We start from the raw sequence: 22,701 nt of genomic DNA on the forward strand, positions 1-22,701 counted from the left end.
CCATTATGTTTTTTGTGATGGGAATCTGGGTGGAACCACGAATATAAGCATATTCGTCCCTATTTACTAGGGATGAATATGCTTTTTTATATTTAATTTCATAATAAGCGAAGAAAAGGACACGAGTTATTTTAAACGGTTATACAGAGAAGGAAGGAAAGCTGAGAACTTCCTAACGCAGAAAAATAACTTACCACCTTAGAGCTGCACTGGGGAAATGAAGTATCTAGTGCCGTGTAAACGACGTTACCGTAAAAGAAGCCATTGCATGTTTGCGATGGGAATCTGGGTGGAACCACGGGTAAAAGCACACTCGTCCCTATTTTAGGGATGAGTGTGCTTTTTATTATGAAATGGAGAGATGAAAAATGAAAGAACAGATGATTGAAATTAAATTTCCAGATGGTAGCGTTAAAGAATTTGTGAAAGGTATTACTTTGGAAGAAATTGCTGGTTCGATTAGCAGTAGTTTAAAAAAGAAAGCAGTCGCAGGAAAAGTTAATGAGCAGTCTTTTGATTTACGACGAAACATTGAAGAAAGTGCGAAAGTAGAAATCATTACTATGGATTCAGATGAAGGGGTAAAAATTGCAAGACACTCTGCGGCACATATATTAGCTCAAGCTGTGAAAAGAATTTATGGTGATGTGAAGCTTGGAGTAGGGCCAGTTATTGAAAATGGATTTTATTATGATATGGATCTTGCAAGTAGTGTAAATGTTGAAGATTTACCGGAAATCGAAAAAGAAATGAAAAATATTATAAATGAAAATGTAAAGATAGAACGAGTTGAAATCTCTCGAGAAGAAGCAAAAAAACTGTTTCAAGAAATGAATGATAGTTTGAAATTAGAGCTTTTAGAAGCAATTCCTAATGATGAGAGTGTAACACTTTATAAACAAGGTGAATTTGTAGATTTATGTAGAGGACCACATTTGCCATCTACTGGTTATTTGAAAGCATTTCAATTAACTCATGTTTCTGGTGCATATTGGCGAGGCGATAGTAACAATCAAGTGCTTCAGCGTATATACGGTGTTGCATTTGCTTCACAAAAAGAATTAGAAAATTATTTGCATTTTGTTGAAGAGGCTGCAAAGAGAAATCATCGGAAATTAGGTAGTGAACTTGAATTGTTTATGTTTTCGGAAGAGGCTCCGGGAATGCCCTTTTACTTGCCAAAAGGACAGATTATTCGCAATGAATTAGAAGCATTTTTAAGAGAAATTCAAAATGAGTACAATTATCAAGAAGTGCGTACTCCATTTATGATGAATCAAGAATTATGGGAGAAGTCAGGACACTGGGGACATTACAAAGACAATATGTATTTCTCAGAAGTAGATCATAAAAGTTTTGCGTTAAAACCGATGAATTGTCCAGGCCATATGCTTATGTTTAAAAATAAATTACATTCTTATCGTGAGTTACCGATTCGTATGTGTGAGTTCGGTCAAGTGCATCGACATGAATTTAGTGGCGCTTTAAACGGATTATTAAGAGTTCGTACTTTCTGCCAAGATGATGCTCATTTATTTGTAACTCCAGAACAAATTGAAGATGAAATTAAATCAGTAATGGCGCAAATTGATTACGTGTATAACACTTTTGGATTCCAGTATGAAGTAGAGCTTTCTACTCGTCCAGAAGATTCAATGGGTGATGATAAATTGTGGGAGCAAGCAGAAGCGGCATTAGAAAATGTATTACATTCATTGAATTATAAATATAGACTAAATGAAGGTGACGGCGCATTTTATGGACCGAAAATTGATTTCCATATTAAAGATGCTTTAAATAGAAGTCATCAGTGCGGAACAATCCAGCTCGATTTCCAAATGCCAGAGAAATTCGATTTAAATTATATAGATGAGAAGAATGAAAAGAGAAGACCAGTTGTCATTCACAGGGCAGTTTTAGGCTCGTTAGACCGATTCTTAGCGATATTAATTGAGCACTTTGGAGGCGCGTTCCCAGCGTGGGTGGCACCAGTTCAAGTGAAAGTAATTCCAGTTTCAAATGCAGTGCATGTACAATACGCAGATGAGGTTGCAGACAAATTAGCACAAGCTGGAATTCGGGTTGAACGAGATATGCGAGATGAAAAGTTAGGATATAAAATAAGAGAAGCGCAAATGCAAAAAGTACCGTATGTTCTTGTTGTTGGTGATAAGGAAATGGAAAGCGAATCTATAAATGTACGTAAATATGGAGAAGAGAAGTCAGAAGTTGTTGCGCTAGATGTATTTGTGGCAAATATTGAAGAGGAAATTAAAAATAGAAAATATTGATTGTAAAGAAAACACACCATTAGAAAGTGGTGTGTTTTCTTTTTTACCTTACAAAATTGTAAGGTAAATGTAAGGGAAATCGAATGAATTGATTTTAGAAAAATGAGAATATTAAGAAGTGATATGATTCATATTTCTTTTGAGATTGAAAAGTTAAAAAACTCTTAAGGATTTATATGACAAAAAGATAAGAAATATGTGAGAAATTAATACTATACAAAAGGGATGGAGTGAAAGAGATGTCAACAAATGTAGTTACTGTAGAAAGTGTAGAAAAAACGTATGGGAAAAGAAATGAGAATCAGTCAAAAGCATTAAGGGGTGTTTCATTAAGTATTAAAGAAGGAGAATTTGTAGGGATTATGGGTCCTTCTGGATCTGGTAAAACGACATTGCTAAATGTGATTAGTACACTTGATCAAGCGACAGGTGGTAGTGTAACAATAGCTGGCACAAATATTACTTCTATGAAGGGAAATGCACTATCTGATTTTCGCTCTCAAAAATTAGGATTCATTTTTCAAGATTTTAACTTACTAGAAAATTTATCAATTTATGAAAATATTGCTTTGCCACTGTCTCTACAAGGAGTACCTTCAAGTGAGATTACTGGGAAGGTAAATGAAGTTGCAAAGAAATTAGGGATTACTGAAATTTTAACGAAATATCCAACTGCTGTTTCTGGTGGACAAAAGCAAAGAACAGCAGCAGCACGAGCTTTAGTACATAATCCGGCCATCGTATTAGCAGATGAACCGACAGGAGCACTTGATAGTAAAAATGCAAAAAGTTTATTAGAAGCGATGCAAGATTTACATGAAAATCACAATGTAAGTATTTTGATGGTAACACACGATGCATTTAGTGCGAGCTATTGTGAACGTATTTTATTTATTCAGGATGGACTTCTTTATAAAGAGTTAAATCGTCAAGGAACACGAGAAAATTTCTATCAAGATATTTTAGGTGTGCTTGCCCAAATGGGCTCAGCAACTGAGTCGAAGTAAGGAGGCGAGACTATGTTATTCAAATTATCACGTCATAGTATGAAAAAAATGTTAAAGGATTATATGGTGTTACTTATTGGTCTCGTTATTAGTATTAGTATTTTTTACATGTTCCAAACGATGGCGATGAATAGTGAATTTACAAAAGATAATAGTCTCATTAGTAGTATTAGGCTCGTCTTCTGGGTTGGTGCAATATTGCTTTCTTTCATTACAGTTTTTTACATCATATATGCCAATTCTTTTTTACTTACATTAAGAAGAAAAGAACTCGGTATGTACATGATGCTTGGAGCGAAAAAGAAAAAAGTAGCGCAATTATTATTTATTGAGACTTTTGGTATGGGTATTGTCAGTATTATTATCGGTATTTTAGTAGGAATAGTACTTGCTAGTGTAGCAGGAAATTTTTTAATGAATGGAATGGAAATTTCAGCAAAAGGTAATTACGCATCTGTGTACACACCAGCTATATTAGTTACATCTATTTTCTTCTTAATATTATTTTTCATTACTGGTTTAATGAATAGTTTCCGATTATTACGTAAAACAGAATTAGAATTAATACGTGAAGATGAAACGCAAGATGAGGTGAAGAAAAGTAAGACTCGCACTGTTATTATGACAGTACTAGGTGTATTGCTAGTAAGTACAGGATACTATTTTATGGTAAATATACAAATGTTTGCTGAACTAGGATTTATAATAGCGACAATCGTTACGACATTAGGAACGTATTTCATTTTCAACTCATTACTGCCACTTTTTGTAATGAAAATTAAGGGGAATAAAAAGCGAAATGAAACGGGATTAAATAGTTTTACTTATGCACAGTTACGCTTTCGAGTAACTAGTTTATCGAGAGTACTAGGCACTGTAGCGATGTTAATTGCATTAGGTGCAGGTGCGATGACAGCAGGTATGGCGTTTCAAAAGAATGTAGGCATTATGACAGACTTCTCACGTGTATATGATGTCGTAATTCATGATCCAAATGAACAAGATAAAGCAGCATTAAAAGAAATGGAAATTGTTGAAGAAAGCAAGTATAAGTATAAAGTAGATGGAGAAGCGGTTTATTATTTACGTAACGACTTAACTGAAAAACCACCACTTATTTCAGATCATTTTGATACAAAGACTTTAAAAGAACCTGCTCGTAAACGTGTAGCTGAACCTTTAACTGAACCCGTATATTCTGCTTTGGAAGCTCCCGAAGTAGCGAATAAGCTTCCTCGTATGCCAAAAGATTGGGAAGATGCGGTTGTAAGAGAAATACAAATTACACATAATCAATTTAACGGAAAACCTGTAAGAATTGCTGATGAAGAGCATTATAAAGGAATTCAAGGAACAGAACACACTGTGACATTAGCAAAAGTAGATGATATGAAAAAATATAAACCATTATTGACAGAAATTGACAATAGGCAAAAAGAACAAATTGAAAAAACAACAGGTACAAAAGTAGACTTATTTACGAAAATGACAATTTATCAATTTATGAACAGTTTCATGAGCGGAACAATGTTTATGGGATTTTTCCTTGGAATTGCGTTTTTAGCAATGATGGCGAGTTCTCTTATGTTCAAAATATTAACAGGAGCTTCTCGTGATGTACGCCGTTATGAAATGTTACGGAAAATTGGTGTGAGACGTAGTATGTTAACAAAAAGTATATATAAAGAAATCTCATATTTATTTATCTTCCCAGCAATTATTGGAATTTCCCACGTGTTAGTAGGGCTTAACTTATTCAGCTTTATATTAGTTGACCCGTTTGTGAAAGTGTGGGTGCCAATAGGGATTTTCATAGTAATTTATTTCATTTATTATTGGATTACTGTCCAACTTTATAAAGGTATGGTAATGCCGAAAGAAAAGATAGCGAAATAGGAAAACAATTGAGTCCTTGTTATGAAAACAAGGGCTTTTTCTGTGTTTGTGATACATAAATACGTGTATGCGAGATGTTTTCAAGTCTTTCTGTAATGAATATATAGAAAATTAAGGAAATGTTAAGGGTTTATGTAGCGGAAAGTTAAGAAGTGTATGGGAGACTAATAATGTACAAACAAATTTAGATGGAATTGATATTTTTATAAATTTAAAGGAAAGGAAACGTTGTATGAGGAAGATAAAAAAATTAATAAAACTTATCGGAGTCATTACTATACTATTACTAATCATAGCGTTGGTATTTCCTACATGGACCTCACAAATAAGGGTCAAAAACAGTATAAGTACATTAGAACAAGTAGAGATAAATGGAACTGGTCATGAAATTATGATACGCGGCAAAGATAAGAGTAATCCAGTTATTATCTTTGTACATGGTGGACCAGGTTCTTCGGAAATACCATATGCTCAAAAATACCAAGACTTATTGGAAGAGAAATTCACGGTTGTCAATTACGATCAAAGAGCAAGTGGAAAATCGTATCATTTCTTTGAAGACTATTCTAACCTTTCATCAGATCTACTCGTGGAGGATTTATTAGCTATGACGGATTACGTTTCAAAACGTCTAGGCAAAGAAAAAGTAATTTTAATAGGCCATTCTTATGGTACATATATTGGAATACAGGCTGCCAACAAAGCTCCTGAAAAATATGAAGCATATATTGGCATTGGACAGATGAGCGATACAGTAGAAAGTGAGATGGATAGTTTAAACTACGTTATTGAACAGGCACAAAATGCTGGGAATGCGGATGAGGTTTCACATTTAAAAGGGTTAACTGAAAAAATTAAAAATGGTGATACATATACCCCGCGAAATTATGTTGCGAAATATGGTGGAACATCAAGACTCATTGAAAATCCAGATGGTGATAACATGGGGATGTTATTCAGTAATGAATATAACTTGTTAGATGTAATTCGTTATAACGTTGGATTATCACACTCTCAAACTGTCTTATTAGAAAAAGACTTAAAGAATCCATTACCTACTAAAGTAACTAAACTGAAGTTACCGCTTTATTTTCTTATGGGTAAATATGACTATAATACTTCATTTCATGCAGCTAAACAGTATTTTGATAGGATTGAAGCGAATCAAAAAGAATTTATAGCTTTTGAAAACTCAGCACATTACCCTCAATTTGAAGAGAAGGAAAAGTTTTATGAGTGGTTGTGTGATACATTCGTAAAATGAAATTAAATAAAAAAGCACTTATTTTAAAAATAAGTGCTTTTTTATAGTATATAATCGATCAAGAAGGAAAATGTTGGATAATAGTCGAAAGATATAATACAACTTCAGAGAAATGACGAGAATCGATATGTTTTGTCGAGAGAGGAGTTATTTTATTAAAAGATATAGGTACTATACATAGTTTTAGTTTCTGAATATTCATTTAAATAGAAGGGGTAATAGTTATGTTCATTCGAATTGGTAAGTGGTGTGGGGTTACTTGTTTACAATTATTTGCTGCAATCTTATGTATAATCTGTCTAGGTGCGCTCCCTCGGTTATTTAAGGGATTACAAATTGATTTAATCGGTTTTTGGAATGCAATTATATATGTTGGTGAGAAAGTACTTCACCCAACTGAAATTACATATGGTTTTCAAGCGCCGAGAAAATTATTTCCGCAAATTTGGATCCATTATATTGAAACGATGATAGTATTTCTTTCAGCATTTTTACTTTCTTTATGTATAGCGTATGTACTTGTTGTTTTTGTACTGCAGCGAACTCATATGAAACAAAGAATATGGAATGGGATTTTTCTTACCCTTGAGAGCATACCAGATATTTTACTTATTTTATTATCGCAACTTCTTGTCGTAATTATTTTTCAAAAAACAGGGTTTATGCCAATCAAACTGGCTGGATTAGGGGAAGAAAGAGTACGTTTGTTACCGATTATATGTCTTACAATACCAACAACGTTATTGTTTATTAAACTTTTGTTATTAAGGTTCAGAGAAGAATTAGAGAAAGATTATAGTATGTTTGCCAAGAGTAAAGGGTTAAGCTTACGGCATATTTTGACACATCATATTTCAAGAAATGTTTTATTGACGACAGTTTATTATGCGAAAACAAATATTTTATTTATGCTATCCAATTTATATATTATTGAATGGATTTTTAACACATATGGAATGTTTGTATTTGTAAAAGAACATTCGAACATAGAAATTTTCACAGTAAGTTTAATTATATTATATGTACCGATTTTTATCTTGTTTCGTTTATTACATACGCTTTTGCAAAATGTTATAAAGGAGCGTGCGTAATATGTGGCAAGTTGTTAAAAAAGATGTAAGGTTTTGGTTTGGTGTAACCTTTTTAAGTGTCCTTATGATTGTTAGTATTGGGAATACGTTGTTTTTCGATGGGAATATTCGTGAACTAACGATGATGTATAACGCAAAAGGAGAATTAGAGGTTGCTCCGTTTTCACCATCGAGTAAATTTTGGTTCGGAAGTGATGCGAAAGGCCGCGATCTTTTTCAACTAATAATAGAGGGAGCGAAATGGACGGTTGGTGCGAGTTTAATTATAGCGATTTTACGAGTAATTATTGGAGGGGGCATAGGCTTACTTCTCGGTATGTATAGTCGGCGTTCTTTTCCAATTATTTCGTCCTTTTTTGACCCATTCAGCATTGTACCAATGGTTATGATTTCCTATTTTATATTAAGGGGAGTTTTAATGTTCGACAGTGGAGAGGCAGCTGCTCCGTTTCATTTGCGAGTTGCGTTTCAAATTATAGTTCTTGCATGTCTTGCAGTACCGACAGTTATGTTGTATGTAGCGCAAGAAGTCAAGCGTATTAAGAAAGAAGAATTTATGTTGGCGGCCACTGTGCTCGGCGGAAGTAAGTGGCAGAGGTTGAAACGCCATGTATGGCCGCATATGTTACCATCATTTCTTTTATTAGTAGCCCAGCAATTTGTAAGTACTTTATTACTCCTCTTGCATCTTGGTTTGTTGGAATTATTTTTTGGCGGAACAATAATTTTTGGCGCTATAGATGCAGATAGTGTAGCAAAGGAATGGACTGGCCTAATTGGTCAAAACTTCCGTCACTTAACTACTCATACATGGATTGTACTTATACCAATCGCTTTCTATAGTATGACAATCTTATCAGGGAATCTAATTAGCAATAGTATGCAAGATGCAATTAGACTAGGAAGTGTAAAAATGTCGAAGAGGAAGGATAAAGAAGTGAAAGTAGAGAAGCAAGTACAACCTACTATGAATGATTTTTCTTTCTATAAAGAGGTACAAAAATAAAGAAAGATAGCTGAAGACAAATTGTTTTCAGCTATCTTTTTTGTTTAAAGTGGTGGTAAATCAATCTTACCTTCTTCAAATAATTCTTTTATCATATGTTTCGTATAACCAGCTGCTTGACCAAATGTGATTTTTGCTGGCATTGGTGCTTCATTTACATCTACAACTACATCAATAATGCATGGTTTACTTTGTTTTACTGCATTTTCAAAGGCGGGAAGTAAATCATCTAACTGTTCTACACGGTATCCAATACCACCGCAAGCCTCGGCATATTTTGCGAAATCAGGGTTTGTTAAGTCTGTACCAAATTCGATATTCCCCATAACTTCTTGTTCGAATTTAATCATGGCGATCTTATTATTATTTAAAACGACGACAACGATTGGTAGTTTATATTTAACAGCTGTTACGAAATCGTTCATTGTCATTCCGAAACCGCCGTCACCACAAACGGCAAATACTTGTTTATCTGGGAAAGCAATTTGTCCAGCAAGTGCACCAGGTAAACCGCAGCCAAGTGTTGCGAGCCAACTAGAAATGATAAATTTCTGGTTTGTCATACGGAAGTGCCTTGCAGTCCATACTGTTACATTTCCGACATCGACTGAAAGAATTGCGTCATCTTCTGCTACTTTCTGCAGTGCATGCATAACTCGTTGTGGTTTAATTGGAGTAGAAGAATCTTCTTCTTGAGTGTGTAATTTTTCTTCCCACTTTTTCATCATTTCTTGATGATGCTCTAAGAAGGAAAGATCCTCGTGTTTTTCTACATTTTCAATTAACCATTTTAATGTTTTATCAGCGTCACCAGCTAAGCCGATATCTGTCGTATAACGTTTCCCAATTTGTGCGGGGTCTGTATCAATATGAAGTGTTTTTGCTTTTTCGGGTAAGAAACCAGTGAACGGATAAGAAGTGCCCACCATAATTAAAGTATCAGCATGTTTCATTGCTTCATAAGAAGGTTTCGTCCCGATTAAACCTAATCCACCGATACAAAGAGGGTGTTCATCAGGAACAATCCCTTTAGCTGGTAATGTAAGTACGATTGGTGCACCGATATGTTCTGCAAATGCAAGTAAAGAATCTCTCGCATGTTTAGCTCCTTTTCCGGCTAAAATAACAGGTTTTTTCGCTTCATTAAGTGCGAGTTTCGCTACAGCTAAATCTTCTTCTTGCGGAAATATTTCTGGTAATGTAAAGGAAGAGTTTGTAATACGTGCACCATTTTTCACTTCAAATTTTGGAACATCATCTGGAATTGTAAGAACAGAGACACCTTTTTTTGTATATGCCATTCGAATCGCTTGATTAACTACAGCAGGTAACTGTTCAGCTGACATTATTCGTTGGTTATAAACCGCGACATCATCAAACATTCTTTCTAAGTTTACTTCTTGGAAAAAATCCGTTCCGAGTAAATCACTTTCGACTTGTCCTGAAATTGCTAATACGGGAGCTTGATCGAGTTTCGCATCATATAAACCATTTAATAAATGAATAGCTCCAGGTCCTGCAATAGCCATACAAACACCAAGTTTTCCTGTTAATTTCGCATAGGCTGCCGCTGCTAACGCACCAGCTTCTTCATGGCGAACTTGAATAAATTTAATTTTATCTTGTTTTTTTCTTAAAGCTTCAATAATAGAATTAATGGAATCTCCAGGCATACCATATATGTGTTCTACACCCCAGTCAATTAAAAGATCCACTAATGCTTCACCGGCTGTTTTTCCAAACATAATCGTTCCTCCTTATAATAGGTAGATACTATTATGTTTTGGAGAAAAAGGAAAAATATACAAATGATATAACTTATTTGTTTTAATGATGACCAGTGAAAAGAGTGAAGACTGTTATTAGTAAAAATCCACTAATAGACCACGATAGAAACGGAAGGAAAGGTAGCTGTTTTTTTGCTTTCCAAAGCATTTCGTGAATTGTGACATAGCCAAGAGAACCAATTGCGCTTCCCATAATAAGTCCTTGTAAATGGAGAGCTTTCCCGTCCATCATAATGCCAAAAACAGTACCGGTCCCTAGGATAAGAGAAAGTAATAAAGTTGTTAATAAAAATGAAATGTATTTATGTTTTGTAAAAAGAAATGGAATAATTAAAGCTAACCCTTCTGGAATATGGTGAATGACAATCGCAAGTAAGAAAGGAATGGCAGAGTCATTATGATTTATAAACGCTGTTCCTAACGCAAATCCACTCGGCATATTATGAATGAATATAGCGAAAGAAAGAAAAAGGAAGGTTTGCCATGCTTGTTGATCTTTCTTATGTATAATCGGATGATGACAATAGTTATCTAATAAGCTCATAACTAAAATACCGATAGCTATACCGAGCATAGGCCCAATTATTTCATAGCTTGAAAATGTTTCAGGAATAATTTCAAGTGATAAAAGCCCAAGCAAAATCCCACCACATAATGCGTATAAGCGATGCATCTTTTCTTCAATTAGTTGGCGTGTTGCTACTCCAACAGCACCTCCTAATAGTAATCCACCGAACGAAAAAAACGTAACGATTATAGGAATCCATAAACGTTCCATATCATCACACTCCAATTCTATCCCCTTGTTTTCAGCTTACTAATGGGGGAGGGAGATTAGTCCAAATTATTATGACTAATTATAGAGAAAAAACTGTAAATTCATTATAATTTACATATTAAAATGAAATGGGGAATGTAAGTGCAAACAAAATGGAATTTATCTGAATATGAAAATCCAAAACGATATGATATAGAAAATAAAAGTTTTTCAGATTTTCCGTTTTTACTATCATGGGCGCAAAAACTAAATATACAAAATGAATGGATTTTAGATATTGCATGTGGAACAGGGAGAGTCACTATTCCTTTTATCGAAAAAGGGTATCAAATGATTGGTATAGATATACATGAAGGAATGCTTGCTGAAGCGAAGAGTAAATCTGCGAGTTTAAAGAATATAAAGTGGTTACAGCAAGACTGCTTGCAATTGAGCGTCGAAGAGACAATTCCGTTAGCATTTATGGTAGGACATGGATTCCAACATTTTCTTACTAATACACATCAAAATCAATTATTAGCATCGATTCATAATGTAATAACTGATAATGGTATATTCATATTTGATACACGTTTTCCGTCAAAGGAAGAATTAATACAACCACCTACAGAAGAATATTGGACAACTATTACAGATGAACAGGGAAGAAGATGTGATTTATATACTGAGATGAATTATGATTCAATTCAACAAATACAGCACTACATAACAACAAGAAGGTTTTATGAGGATAATGCGCTAGTAGAGGAACTGAAAACAACAATAGATCTTCGGTATACGTATCCACAAGAATTAGAAAGATTACTAGTAGCGAATGGGTTTGAATTGTTACATATATATAATGATTGGGATGGGAATGAGTTGCAGGAGGATTGTTATTCTATGGTGGTAGTTTGCCGAAAGAAAAGATAGGGATGCTGATTATTAGTTGATAAGTGACATAAAGAAGTGTTCCTAAGAATATAACAATCAGGCGCGTTTATATAGAAACGCGTCTTTTCTTATATAGTAAGTTATTAGAAAAAATAATCAAACTGTATTTCATATTAACAATAGACTATGTGTTTTTGTTTTAATTGTAAGGAAGAATAAGAGGAGCTGCAGTGGAGTGCTATGGTGGGGACTGTGAAAATACAATTATAAAGAAAATGAAGGATAAGGTCATAATCAAATGTTGTTTACTGAGCCATTAGAGTTTTATATAATATACAAATAAACAAAACTGGATGGTTGCCAGTTTAGAGAGACATAAAAAATGTCCTGGTATTTAGATAATGTTTATGAGTTAAATAAAGAAAAACGAATGTAATAAAAATTTACTATACTAACTTTATGGAGAGTAATGTTATGAAAGCAGAAAAAATACTTGAAACACTAGATAGGTACGCGGAAGATTTTGATTTTCCAGTACTTGATAACTATAATTTTGACTTAGCACAATCCAGAATATCTGTTTTTCGAGAGGAAGACAAGTGGCTCATTGTATTTGAGGTTGTGGGCGTTGATGCAAACCTTGAGATATCGAATAACTTCTATGTGTATAGTAATAGCATGAGACAGCAAGGATTCTTTTCATGTTTCGATGAAATCTTAACGCTTGTAAATGAAGAATATTGGTACGATGATGAAGAGCATTTCCTTGTAGATCCTTTTCATATGGAGTTACTTTTGAAAGGAGAACGTATCACTTTAACACCAACTGTAGAAGAGTATAAGTGTTTAGGAATTGAAACAGATTCATTTCATCCTACCAAACTTATTCGTTTTTTAACTTCTAAATATAAGGAGAAATTCTGGGTAAATCCCTCGGACATATTAGATGAAACCAATGCAGAATTTAAACCAAATCTATTTTATCAAACAGAAGAATGGGAACATCCTGATATAAGTGATGATCAAAAACCGAGTGAGAGCATATTCTTTCAAAGTTTAGCTAAAGCGATTGAATTAAATAATGTGAATTTGATAACTGTAGGGAAAGTAAATAATGATTGGACCAATTGGACATGGAGTGATTTTGAAAAACAAGAAGAGGATGACATTTAAATAAGAAACTGTTTTTCCCCACCTATGATACATTGAAGCATTTGTAACATGATTTTATCGGCAAAGCCATGTATGAACTTCGCTTTCACATCTAAATCATTTGAGTTGAACAATTGTATTAGTTATTACTAATATGTCTGTCAAAATATTTTTAAAAAAGATAGATAAATGTTTCTTCGCTTTATTTTTAATGTGAGAAGGAATGTAAATAATGAACAAAAAAATAATATAGTTAGTGGAAGTGAAGGAAATGTTATAGTGTTTGATGCACACATTAAGAGGTTTTATGTAACAGGAAAGAGAAGCTTTTTGTTTGAATTTCAGGGTATACAAAATGTAAACGTTGACTGGGATTTATTTCTCATGCTAACATATAGATAATTTAATCAAGGCGGTGGAAATGTATTGGACTCAGATGTTGACTCGGATAGGTGGCTAAATGACCTCGATTTTCTCAGAGTACCCCTCATCATTTTGAGAATGTAGATTTTATACAATCTCATGTCAATGTGTATGAAGTAGGTCTGGAAAGAGAAAATATATCAGGAGGTGAATCCTTTAGTTTCAAGGAAGCTAAGGGAATTAGTTGGACATATTTAATTTAATCATGGTAGTGGTTTTAATCGCATGTACTGCATTTTTCGTAGCAATTGAGTTTGCTATTGTAAAAGTAAGAGGATCAAAGATTGATCAATTTGTATTAGAAGGAAAGAAGGGTGCGCTGGCAGCGAAGAAAGTGACATCAAACTTGGATGAGTATTTGTCAGCTTGTCAATTAGGGATTACAGTTACAGCAATGGGACTCGGGGCACTAGGTGAACCAACGATTGAGAGACTTTTACATCCTTTATTTGATAAGTGGAACATCAATCCTTCCATTGCAGGTGTATTATCTTTAGGAATTGCTTTTACTATTATGACGTACTTACATGTTGTAGTTGGTGAATTAGCACCAAAAACATTCGCGATTCAAAAGGCTGAGAAGGTTACTTTATTACTTTCGGCTCCGCTTATCTGGTTCTACAAAATCATGTATCCGTTTATTCGCTTGTTAAATGGCTCTGCAAGGATGATAACAGGAATGTTCGGCTTAAAACCTGCATCAGAGCATGATGTAGCACATACAGAAGAAGAATTACGATTGATTCTTTCTGAAAGTTATGAACGTGGAGAAATTAATCAAGCTGAATACAAATATGTAAATAATATTTTTGAATTTGATAATCGTATTGCGAAAGAAATCATGGTCCCCCGTACAGAAATTATAGGGCTACATGTAGATAATTCTTTAGCAGACCATATGAAAATAATCCGTGATGAAAAGTACACACGTTACCCAGTATTTGGGGAAGATAAAGATGAAATCATTGGTATGGTGAATGTGAAAGATTTCTTTATCCGTTATATGAATAAGGAAACAAAAGAATTCAGTTCTATTCAATCGTATACGCGTCCAGTAATTGAAGTAATTGAGACCATACCAATACATAATCTTTTACTACAAATGCAAAAGAAACGTATTCCGTTGGCTGTCTTATATGATGAATACGGCGGTACGGCTGGTATTGTAACCATTGAGGATATACTGGAAGAGATTGTAGGAGAAATACGTGATGAATACGATGAAGATGAGCGTCCGCCCATCCAGCAAATGAATGAAGGTCATGTTGTCGTAGAAGGTAAAGTATTAATTAGCGAATTAAATGATTTACTAGGATTACATATGAATGATAGTGATGTTGACACGATTGGTGGTTGGATTCTGATGCAGAATTATGATATCCAGGAAGGACAAACAGTAAATAGCGAAGGATATGCATTTAAAATTCTTTCTAAAGACCCTCACCAAATCAAACGTGTTGAAATACAAAAAGAAATGTTGGAAGCAGCAACTGTATAGTTGCTGCTTTTATCCTTTTTGGCAAGAAGACTCCATCTGATTTGTGTTACGGGTGAAACCCAACAATTCAGGTGTAGATGAATTGCCGTCAGAAGGTAGGCTGAACTCTTTTGTTTCGTTCATAACAATTTTTTGAGGGCGAATATTTGTTTCTTTTTGTCTTACGATATAATCTGCCCTTAGATAAGGAGGGAATATATCGTAAGACAACGAAATTGGATAATAATAATCATTCGGTTACTTGCGCTAAAAGGAATTACGATGAAGACCATGTTCACATTTTGTTCCAAATATTGATTTGTTAAAAGTAACTAATGATTTTAATAAACCCTCTGAGAAAGGTGGTGAAAACAATGGCTAGAAAGAAAGCAGTGAAAGTATTACGTAAACAAAAGAAAAGAGAAAACATACAACGATTCACGCAGAAACAGAATATCGGACGAGCTTGCCTTACTGCGAAAGAATTTCGCTTACTGCAAAGCATGTCACATAGTTCAAAAGCGTTGCGAAATGTTGGATTATACACAATTAAACAAAGTTACTTGAATAATAACAAGATGGCTACTGTAAAAGAAGTGGACACTGCCATGCAAGCCGATATGAATTACTGGGGCATTCAATCAAACTCTGTTCAAGCGATTCGTAGATCCTTATTTACAGAAGTAAAAAGCTTTTTTAAAGGATTGGAACAGTGGAAGAAAAAACCTGAAACCTTCGCAGGTCGTCCTAAGTTTCCGAATTATTCTGGTTCAACTGACAAACGAATTATTGAAATCTATCAAGTTCCAAAAGTGGATGATAACGGGTATTGGATGATTCCAATGAATGTTGCATTCAGGAAAAAATTCGGTTCCATTAAAATACGTATGCCTAAAAATGTAAGAAATAAAAAAATCTCCTACATTGAGATTGTACCGAAACAAAAAGGTCGGTTCTTTGAGGTGCATTACACATATGAAATGCACGTTTCTCAAATGAAGAAACCATCCACGACTACTAGTAACGCTTTGAGTTGCGATTTAGGTGTAGATAGATTATTAAGTTGCGTAACAAATACAGGTGACACATTTTTAATTGATGGAAAAAAACTAAAATCTATTAACCAGTACTTCAACAAAATGATACGTAATCTCCAACTGAAAAATGTGGAAAATGGACTTTCTAAACGAGTTGTAACGAACAAAATGGCTGCACTTTGGCATAAACGGGAACGACAAATAAATGGTTACATTTCACAAACTGTCGGCTTGTTGTTCAAAAAAGTGAAAGCATGTAACATAGATATGGTTGTCGTAGGGTATAACACTGGTTGGAAACAAAAATCTGATATGGGGAAAAAGAATAATCAAAAATTTGTTCAAATCCCATTTCATAAACTGATTGCAGCGATTGAGAATAAATGTATAAAAGAAGGTATACGATTTTTAAAACAAGAAGAAAGCTATACTTCAAAAGCTAGTTTTCTTGATAAAGATAAGATTCCAGTTTGGTCTAAGGAGGATAGGACGCATTATCGCTTTAGTGGCAAACGAATCACTCGTGGTCTGTATCAAAGTAAATCAGGAACATGTATTCACGCTGATATTAATGGTGCGTTGAATACATTGCAAAAATCAAGAGTTGTAGAATTGGATGAAAATCTTAAAGTGAAAACGCCGATTCTATTAGAAGTGCAAAAACGTAAGGCTGTTGCTTCGCGCATAGCTTAGTGGATGTGTCAACCATCCATGTGTACTCGACTTGTCGGGGCCTGTAGCACACGCCGGATTCATCTGAGTGGTGGCTTCTTCTATAAGGAAGAACTGCTCTTTTTCGAAAGGGTGGTGCAAGTGGGGAAACGATTATTCGTTTCTAGTACCAACCAAAAACATACTTGGGGTGTTACTGTGAGGTGGCATGAATGCTAGAGCGTCAACTGTCTAGTGATAGATGAAAAGACCTAGCGTTCTAACTCAAGCCCCCACTGAAACGCTTCATCTCAGTGGGGATAGTTGACTCAGCTGATAACATGGTAGCCCTCCTTATTAAATTCATTGATCAACTTTTTACCTGTTAACACATTACCGAAATAGGGTATGATTGGTTCCTTTGCATTCCAGGTTCAACACCCCTTCGATATTGTAAAATGTATCTCATTTATACAAATTGTAATATAATTTAAATGTAAATTCGTAGCGTAAAATAGATTAAAAGTAACAAATGTTGAGAAAGGATTCCCTTGTCAAAATTAGTATTTGTATTTCACTAGATAATAAAAAATGTAGAATGATTTTTTCTGACATTGTTATTTATTAGTAATCAAAATACAAAATAAAGAATTTTCTCGGCTGGAAATTGTTACACACTCATAAAATGGAGGCAATAGTTATGCAGCAAATTAAAAAAATAGGAGACTCATTTTGGTATATGACACCTGTTTCTGAAACAGATAGACCTATATTAGGAATGGTCATTGGAAATGAAAAGACTTTGATGATAGATGCAGGTAATTCAGAAGCACATGCACAATTGTTTTTAGAAATGCTAAAAGAGCAAAATATCTCAAATCCTGATTTTGTAGCATTAACGCATTGGCACTGGGATCATATTTTTGGATTACCTGTACTACAAGGTGCATTATCTATTGCGCATTCTGAAACGAAAAGAGAGATGCAGAAACTAGTTTCTTATAAATGGACAGATGACGCGTTGGACACACGAGTAAAAGAAGGCACAGAAATTGAATTTTGTGCGGACTGTATAAAAAAAGAGTTCATTGAACAACCAAGAAATATTCAAATTATTCTGCCGACCTTAACCTTTCAGAAGCAACTTGAATTAGACCTTGGTGATGTGACATGTGTGTTAAAGCATGTGGGCGGAGACCATTCACATGACTCTGTTGTTATTTATATTAAAGAAGAAAAGATTTTATTTTTAGGAGACTGTATATATGCAGATATCTTTTCTGCAAAGCGGAACTATACAACGAAACGAACGTTTAAACTGATACAAGAATTAGAGAAATTTGATGCCGAAACCTATATTCTTTCACATGGGGAAGCTATAGATCGAAATGAATTTTTGCGAGAGATTCGTTTATTAAAAACAGTAGGAACTTATACGGAAACTCATAAAGGCGATGAAGAGAAGATAAAGGCAGCATATAAACAAGAACTAGATAGAGAATTAAATGAAGATGAGCTAGAAACAATAACGTACTTTGTAAATGGTTATGAAATGGTTAATCTGTAAAACCTAACTCAAACCAGATTGAAGCTTATTCTGATTTGAATATAATTAAACTGCACAAAAAGAGTATTGAAAATTAATTCAATACTCTTTTTAATAATTAAATATTTAGTCCCAACCAATTTCTAAATTTTTTTGCTGGCTCATCAACTGGGTTTATACGGCTTTCAACACTGGTTGTGATTAGCAGCTTTTTTAGCTAATTCAGTAATATATTCAAAGAATGCATCACGTTTTACATCATAAATGACATTTACTGGTCTTCCGTTAGCAGTTTCCACTGTACGTCCTTGGCTGGGTCCGTATGTATGAACGATACTAGCAATCGTTTTTGTTTTTGCAAGATCAGCTTTCCCAACAAACGCAGCAGTTAATACATCCCACAAATAGTAGGTAGAGTTAGTTGAAAAGTGAACGAGAGGGGGGACCATCGCATAGCATTGACCAAGAAAATCAACACCAATATATTTACGCTCTTTTGCCCACTGTTCACGTATGTCTATAGTTAGCGGAACCTGGTTTGTACTTTCTAGAGTTACTAAATCAATGATTATATTAGCATTCCAAACACGAGCTACTGCTTCGGGATCCCAAAATGAATTCCACTCGGCTGTTCCGTCATGTTCCGGCTCATGTACATTGCCTGCAGTACGAAATGTACCGCCCATCCAAACGAGACGTTCAATTTTATCTTCGATTATTGGAGATTCATATAGTGCACGAGCAAGGTCAGTTAGGGGCCCTGTAAATAATAAAGTTGTTTTTCCATCAGTTTGTAGAAGAGTCTCTATTATATGATGATGTGCAGGTTTTTTTGATGCAGGTGTAACAACTTTCCCAGACTCATTTAAAATGGGTAAAGCATCTACATAAAATGCATGCATCCGCCAATCTTTTGGAAATGGATTTTTCGCACGGGAATTTGATGCTGCTACCTCAATATTATTTTTGCCGAAGCGATCTATAATTTTACGACTGGCAGACATCGCTGGTTTTAAATAACAATCTGCAGGAATAACTGAAACACCTGTAAGCTCTACATTTTCCATCTGGAGTAGTAAAAATAGTGATATTAAATCATCTACACCACCATCATGATTGAAGTACACTTTTTTCATCATTTTAATCTCCATTCTTTAATATTTAACCAGGAATTAAATTTTAATTGATGAACAATCATCAATAATTTCCACCACTTCAATTCTCCCATTAATCAGTAACTCAGGAAGTTCATTTCTAACGTTTCCTTTCCAATACTCTCTAGCTTGTTCCATTTTTTGAGCGAAAGGAATACCATCTTCTTTCGGTAAAAGACTTCCGTCACCTTCAAAAGAACTACCGATCACTCGTAGTTTAACAATCTGCAAAACATCTCGATTATAAGAATCAAATAAAGCTTTCCATTTCAAAGCATCTTCATAGCTTTTGGCAGCATATAAGCAAGACAACCTTGACGGATATTCAGGAAATTCTTGCAGTCTAACCATTTCTACAATCGTTTCTCTAACAGCTCTAATTGTTTGATCTATATAATTCATAACTACTTTAGCATTTTCATTATTTATATGTAATCCGTCACTTTTATAATGATTGTTTAAAATGTTTATGCCATCTTCACCGTTAGAGTTTAATTGTTCTCTTTCAAAAAAGAAGTGATAGAGGGTATTAGTTTGATTTTTATCGAAATGAATGATTTGTCCAATATTCATTTTTTTCCTTGTAACGATGTGGTATACGTAAAATTTTGTGTCATTCATGGTTATCCTCCTAGTAGTAATGTAATTCAATGTTAAATTTAGTAATTCAACATTGAAATATATAAAACCTTTATAATCATAAAGTTATAGAGTGGGATAGGATTCGAGTGGAAAGTGAAAGAAATGCACGTAAACGCTTTAAAAATGTTCACAAAATGTTCACTTACGAAGGAGTTTCCAATATCGATATAATGACAAAGACTCAAAGAGAAGGGATGATGAAAATTGCCAACAACAAGAAAGGAAAACCTCCAATTTGGTATGATGATGTGCCTCGGGATGGTTATCGTTATGACGTTTTACAATTTATTAATGAATGGAGCAGGAGGGCCAATTCATATTAAGGAGATCGCATTAGAACTAATAATTGGATTTATTATTGCGCTATTAATTGAAATATGTATCGTTGGACCATGTGCGAAAAAGATTGTATTTGCATTACCATTTGATAAATCAAAAAAAGTAAACATGATTATTGCGATGGCAACAACAATGGTAATCGGAATGGTATTCTTTATGTCATTTTACGGAATGGCTATGATGTATTTACATAATGGGTTACATGGTGACTCATTCATTTCAATTTATTTCTCGGTCTTTATTAAAAATTTTATTATGGCGTACCCACTTCAATTAATAATAATGGGACCTCTTGTACGTTTCTTATTTGGAAAGTTTGTTTTGAAGAATAAAGGTGTTAATGTAGCGTAGTTAAATTTATTTTATTCGATTATAAAAATTAAACAATAATATAGATTCAATGTATCGCAAGAATTTGAAATGCATGTAAACAAATGAATTATTGAAGTCATGTGAAAGTGATTTAGTTATGATAATAAACCTCTTAGTGTATGTTGTTAAAAAGCTGTACCTTTTTTGTATAAGGGTACAGCTTTTGTTGTAATATTTGTTTGGAATTTATATGGGGAAATGTAGCGATTATTCACCTGTAAAAAAATTAATATCAATTTAAAGGAGAGAGTTAAGTATGTAAAGAAAAAATATAAGTGAATGCGATCTCGATTTGTGGTGGGATAAAATACATTTAGTAGTTAGTTAAAAATGAAAGTCTAATAGTAAGGGCATTATACATAAGGGAGAGACGCAAAGTGATTAATTATATGTTAAAAGATGGTGAACGATATTTAGATATATCTGATATTAAACATTGGTATAAAATTGCAGGGACAGCTCATAATACAGTTCCTCTCATTATTGTACATGGAGGTCCAGGCGGTAATCATTACGTATTTGAGAGAACTTTGGGAATGAGGTTAGAAGAATATTTAACGGTAGTTTATTATGAACAAAGAGGATGTGGGCGTAGTGGGGCACCTCAAGATGATAATGACTATTCTATAAATACTTTAGCAGGAGATTTGGAGGAATTAAGAAAGCGATTAAATATAAACAAGGTAAATTTGTTAGGATATTCTTTTGGTGGACAACTTTGTTTAGAGTATGCTTTAAAATACCCAGAAGCAGTTGAGAAAATGGTATTACAGGCACCATTATTAGACGATTATGATGAAGTGTATAATGTGCAGATAGAAGGGTTCCTAAAAGTAACGGAAGGGAAAATGAAAGAACAAATATCTATAATTAGTAAGTCGGAAATCTCCTTGAAAGAAAAAAATAATCAAGTTTGGAACATTGTTGATACTGAAGTTGTTGATCGGCTATTGTTTAAAAATCACGAATTTGCAAAGTTAAATCGTAGTCTTTGGGAAGAAAGTCATTTAAATAATACAGGGGAGATGAGTAAAGTTATTTTTGAAACGAAATCAATTGTACCGCTTATTGAGCGCATTAATGATTTGGAACAAGATACATGTGTCATTGTTGGAGTGTATGACTATAATACTGGTGTGGAAATGAGTAAAAGGATAACGAGTCATATGAAAAATAGTAAACTTGTTATATTTGAAAATAGTGCACATTTTCCAGATATCGAAGAGACAGATAATGTATGTGAAACGATTATAGAGTTTTTAGAAATATAGTATAAAAACACGAATAGGATTAATTGTTTGAATGTTTAATTATATAATAAATGAATTGTTTGTTTATAATTGGGGAGGATGCAATATGATTGAATATAGAAAAGCAAGAGTGGAAGATATACAGGGGATTATTAAAGTGTGTTCAGACGGTTATAGAAATACATATCCAGGTTTGTTGCCCCAGCAATACATAGAAAGTACGATCAAGGAGTTTTACAATGAAGAAAGAGTGAGAAGTGAAATATTAAATATTAGCCAAGAGTGGAATGGCTGGTTTGTTGCAAGTGATAATGGAGAAATACTCGGTGCTGGTGGAGGTGGTTTCACTGGTAAAGAGACAGCAGAGTTATTTGTAATATATTTAAATCCAAATAGAAAAAGAGAAGGCATTGGTACAGAATTACTTTCTATAATTACAAATAATCAAATTGAACGTGGTGCAAAAGAACAATGGGTTTCAGTTGCAAAAGATAATGATATGGGAATTCCATTTTATGAAGCAGTTGGATTTAAATACCAAGATGGAAGACCAGCTTATGGGCTACCTGTAGGCGAAGGTTTCACATCTATTCGATACAAACGTGAGTTAGCAATTAGCTTAGTTGAAAGATAAGTAAAAAAGACCTCGTCCGAATTAAATTTAG

18 protein-coding genes, 1 pseudogene and 2 other annotated features (1 of these 21 running past the window's edge) are annotated in these 22,701 nt (G+C 34.0%); of the genes and pseudogenes, 14 read left to right on the forward strand and 5 right to left on the reverse strand.

The annotated features are described in order from the left end of the window. Window positions 1-64 (forward strand) — a binding site (T-box leader); it begins 161 nt to the left of the window's first position. 37 nt (window positions 65-101) lie between these two features. Then, window positions 102-324 (forward strand) — a binding site (T-box leader). A 44-nt stretch (window positions 325-368) separates the two neighbouring features. The 6 genes from thrS (at window position 369) to ABH959_RS04360 (ending at window position 8,555) form a co-directional block, all read left to right on the forward strand. Beyond that, complete coding sequence (gene thrS, locus ABH959_RS04335) at window positions 369-2,291, forward strand: threonine--tRNA ligase (protein WP_113937838.1); 1,923 nt, start codon at window positions 369-371, stop codon at window positions 2,289-2,291. 230 nt (window positions 2,292-2,521) lie between these two features. Then, window positions 2,522-3,298 (forward strand): ABC transporter ATP-binding protein, encoded by a 777-nt coding sequence (locus ABH959_RS04340; RefSeq protein WP_080025008.1) that lies wholly within the window; start codon window positions 2,522-2,524, stop codon window positions 3,296-3,298. Window positions 3,299-3,310: 12 nt separating this feature from the next. After that, complete coding sequence (locus ABH959_RS04345) at window positions 3,311-5,194, forward strand: ABC transporter permease (protein ID WP_404492310.1); 1,884 nt, start codon at window positions 3,311-3,313, stop codon at window positions 5,192-5,194. A gap of 232 nt (window positions 5,195-5,426) precedes the next feature. Beyond that, entirely contained in the window at window positions 5,427-6,458 is a 1,032-nt protein-coding gene (locus ABH959_RS04350; protein WP_113937840.1) for an alpha/beta fold hydrolase, read from the forward strand. Between the two features lie 224 nt (window positions 6,459-6,682). After that, the gene (locus tag ABH959_RS04355) at window positions 6,683-7,549 is read left to right on the forward strand and encodes an ABC transporter permease subunit (RefSeq protein WP_002141702.1); all 867 of its coding nucleotides are present in this window, start codon (window positions 6,683-6,685) and stop codon (window positions 7,547-7,549) included. Window position 7,550: 1 nt separating this feature from the next. Continuing rightward, the gene (locus ABH959_RS04360; RefSeq protein WP_404492311.1) at window positions 7,551-8,555 is read left to right on the forward strand and encodes an ABC transporter permease subunit; all 1,005 of its coding nucleotides are present in this window, start codon (window positions 7,551-7,553) and stop codon (window positions 8,553-8,555) included. A gap of 44 nt (window positions 8,556-8,599) precedes the next feature. Here the strand turns inward: ABH959_RS04360 and ABH959_RS04365 are convergent, their stop codons facing one another. Continuing rightward, entirely contained in the window at window positions 8,600-10,300 is a 1,701-nt protein-coding gene (locus ABH959_RS04365; protein ID WP_113937842.1) for a pyruvate oxidase, read from the reverse strand. An 82-nt stretch (window positions 10,301-10,382) separates the two neighbouring features. Next, window positions 10,383-11,120, reverse strand: coding sequence for a ZIP family metal transporter (locus tag ABH959_RS04370; RefSeq protein WP_002031888.1), 738 nt, complete (start codon window positions 11,118-11,120; stop codon window positions 10,383-10,385). A gap of 141 nt (window positions 11,121-11,261) precedes the next feature. On the opposite strand from ABH959_RS04370, the gene ABH959_RS04375 reads away from it, so the two are divergent. Both ABH959_RS04375 and ABH959_RS04380 read left to right on the forward strand, forming a co-directional pair. Then, window positions 11,262-12,032, forward strand: a complete 771-nt coding sequence (locus tag ABH959_RS04375; protein WP_113937843.1) for a class I SAM-dependent methyltransferase — start codon at window positions 11,262-11,264, stop codon at window positions 12,030-12,032. Between the two features lie 435 nt (window positions 12,033-12,467). Next, complete coding sequence (locus ABH959_RS04380) at window positions 12,468-13,166, forward strand: DUF7003 family protein (protein ID WP_404492312.1); 699 nt, start codon at window positions 12,468-12,470, stop codon at window positions 13,164-13,166. A gap of 11 nt (window positions 13,167-13,177) precedes the next feature. Here the strand turns inward: ABH959_RS04380 and ABH959_RS04385 are convergent. After that, a pseudogene (locus ABH959_RS04385) lies at window positions 13,178-13,279 on the reverse strand (ArsR/SmtB family transcription factor); the annotation flags it as partial. Between the two features lie 473 nt (window positions 13,280-13,752). Between ABH959_RS04385 and ABH959_RS04390 the strand changes: the two are divergent. The 3 genes from ABH959_RS04390 (at window position 13,753) to ABH959_RS04400 (ending at window position 18,300) form a co-directional block, all read left to right on the forward strand. Further along, window positions 13,753-15,066, forward strand: a complete 1,314-nt coding sequence (locus tag ABH959_RS04390; protein WP_113734483.1) for a hemolysin family protein — start codon at window positions 13,753-13,755, stop codon at window positions 15,064-15,066. A gap of 353 nt (window positions 15,067-15,419) precedes the next feature. Next, window positions 15,420-16,775 carry an RNA-guided endonuclease TnpB family protein gene (locus ABH959_RS04395; protein WP_404492313.1) on the forward strand — a complete coding sequence of 452 codons (1,356 nt, stop codon included), beginning with the start codon at window positions 15,420-15,422 and terminating at the stop codon, window positions 16,773-16,775. 658 nt (window positions 16,776-17,433) lie between these two features. Further along, entirely contained in the window at window positions 17,434-18,300 is an 867-nt protein-coding gene (locus ABH959_RS04400) for an MBL fold metallo-hydrolase (protein WP_113936548.1), read from the forward strand. 164 nt (window positions 18,301-18,464) lie between these two features. Here the strand turns inward: ABH959_RS04400 and ABH959_RS04405 are convergent, their stop codons facing one another. After that, a complete protein-coding gene (locus tag ABH959_RS04405) occupies window positions 18,465-19,418 on the reverse strand; it encodes a nucleoside hydrolase (RefSeq protein WP_113936547.1) in 954 nt (317 codons plus the stop codon). A gap of 33 nt (window positions 19,419-19,451) precedes the next feature. After that, window positions 19,452-20,054, reverse strand: coding sequence for a DUF2441 domain-containing protein (locus ABH959_RS04410; RefSeq protein WP_113936546.1), 603 nt, complete (start codon window positions 20,052-20,054; stop codon window positions 19,452-19,454). 225 nt (window positions 20,055-20,279) lie between these two features. Here ABH959_RS04410 and ABH959_RS04415 point away from each other — a divergent pair, with 225 nt between their 5' ends. The 3 genes from ABH959_RS04415 to ABH959_RS04425 all read left to right on the forward strand — a co-directional run bounded on the left by ABH959_RS04415 (window position 20,280) and on the right by ABH959_RS04425 (window position 22,670). Beyond that, window positions 20,280-20,765: a DUF2798 domain-containing protein gene (locus tag ABH959_RS04415; protein ID WP_113936545.1), complete on the forward strand. Its 486-nt coding sequence runs from the start codon at window positions 20,280-20,282 to the stop codon at window positions 20,763-20,765. Between the two features lie 410 nt (window positions 20,766-21,175). Next, window positions 21,176-22,057, forward strand: coding sequence for an alpha/beta fold hydrolase (locus ABH959_RS04420; protein WP_404492330.1), 882 nt, complete (start codon window positions 21,176-21,178; stop codon window positions 22,055-22,057). Between the two features lie 85 nt (window positions 22,058-22,142). After that, window positions 22,143-22,670: a GNAT family N-acetyltransferase gene (locus tag ABH959_RS04425; protein ID WP_113936544.1), complete on the forward strand. Its 528-nt coding sequence runs from the start codon at window positions 22,143-22,145 to the stop codon at window positions 22,668-22,670. Window positions 22,671-22,701 lie beyond the last annotated feature (31 nt).

Origin of the sequence: Bacillus sp. RC51, from assembly GCF_044908115.1 — a bacterium.
Taxonomy (GTDB): Bacteria; Bacillota; Bacilli; order Bacillales; family Bacillaceae_G; genus Bacillus_A; species Bacillus_A mycoides.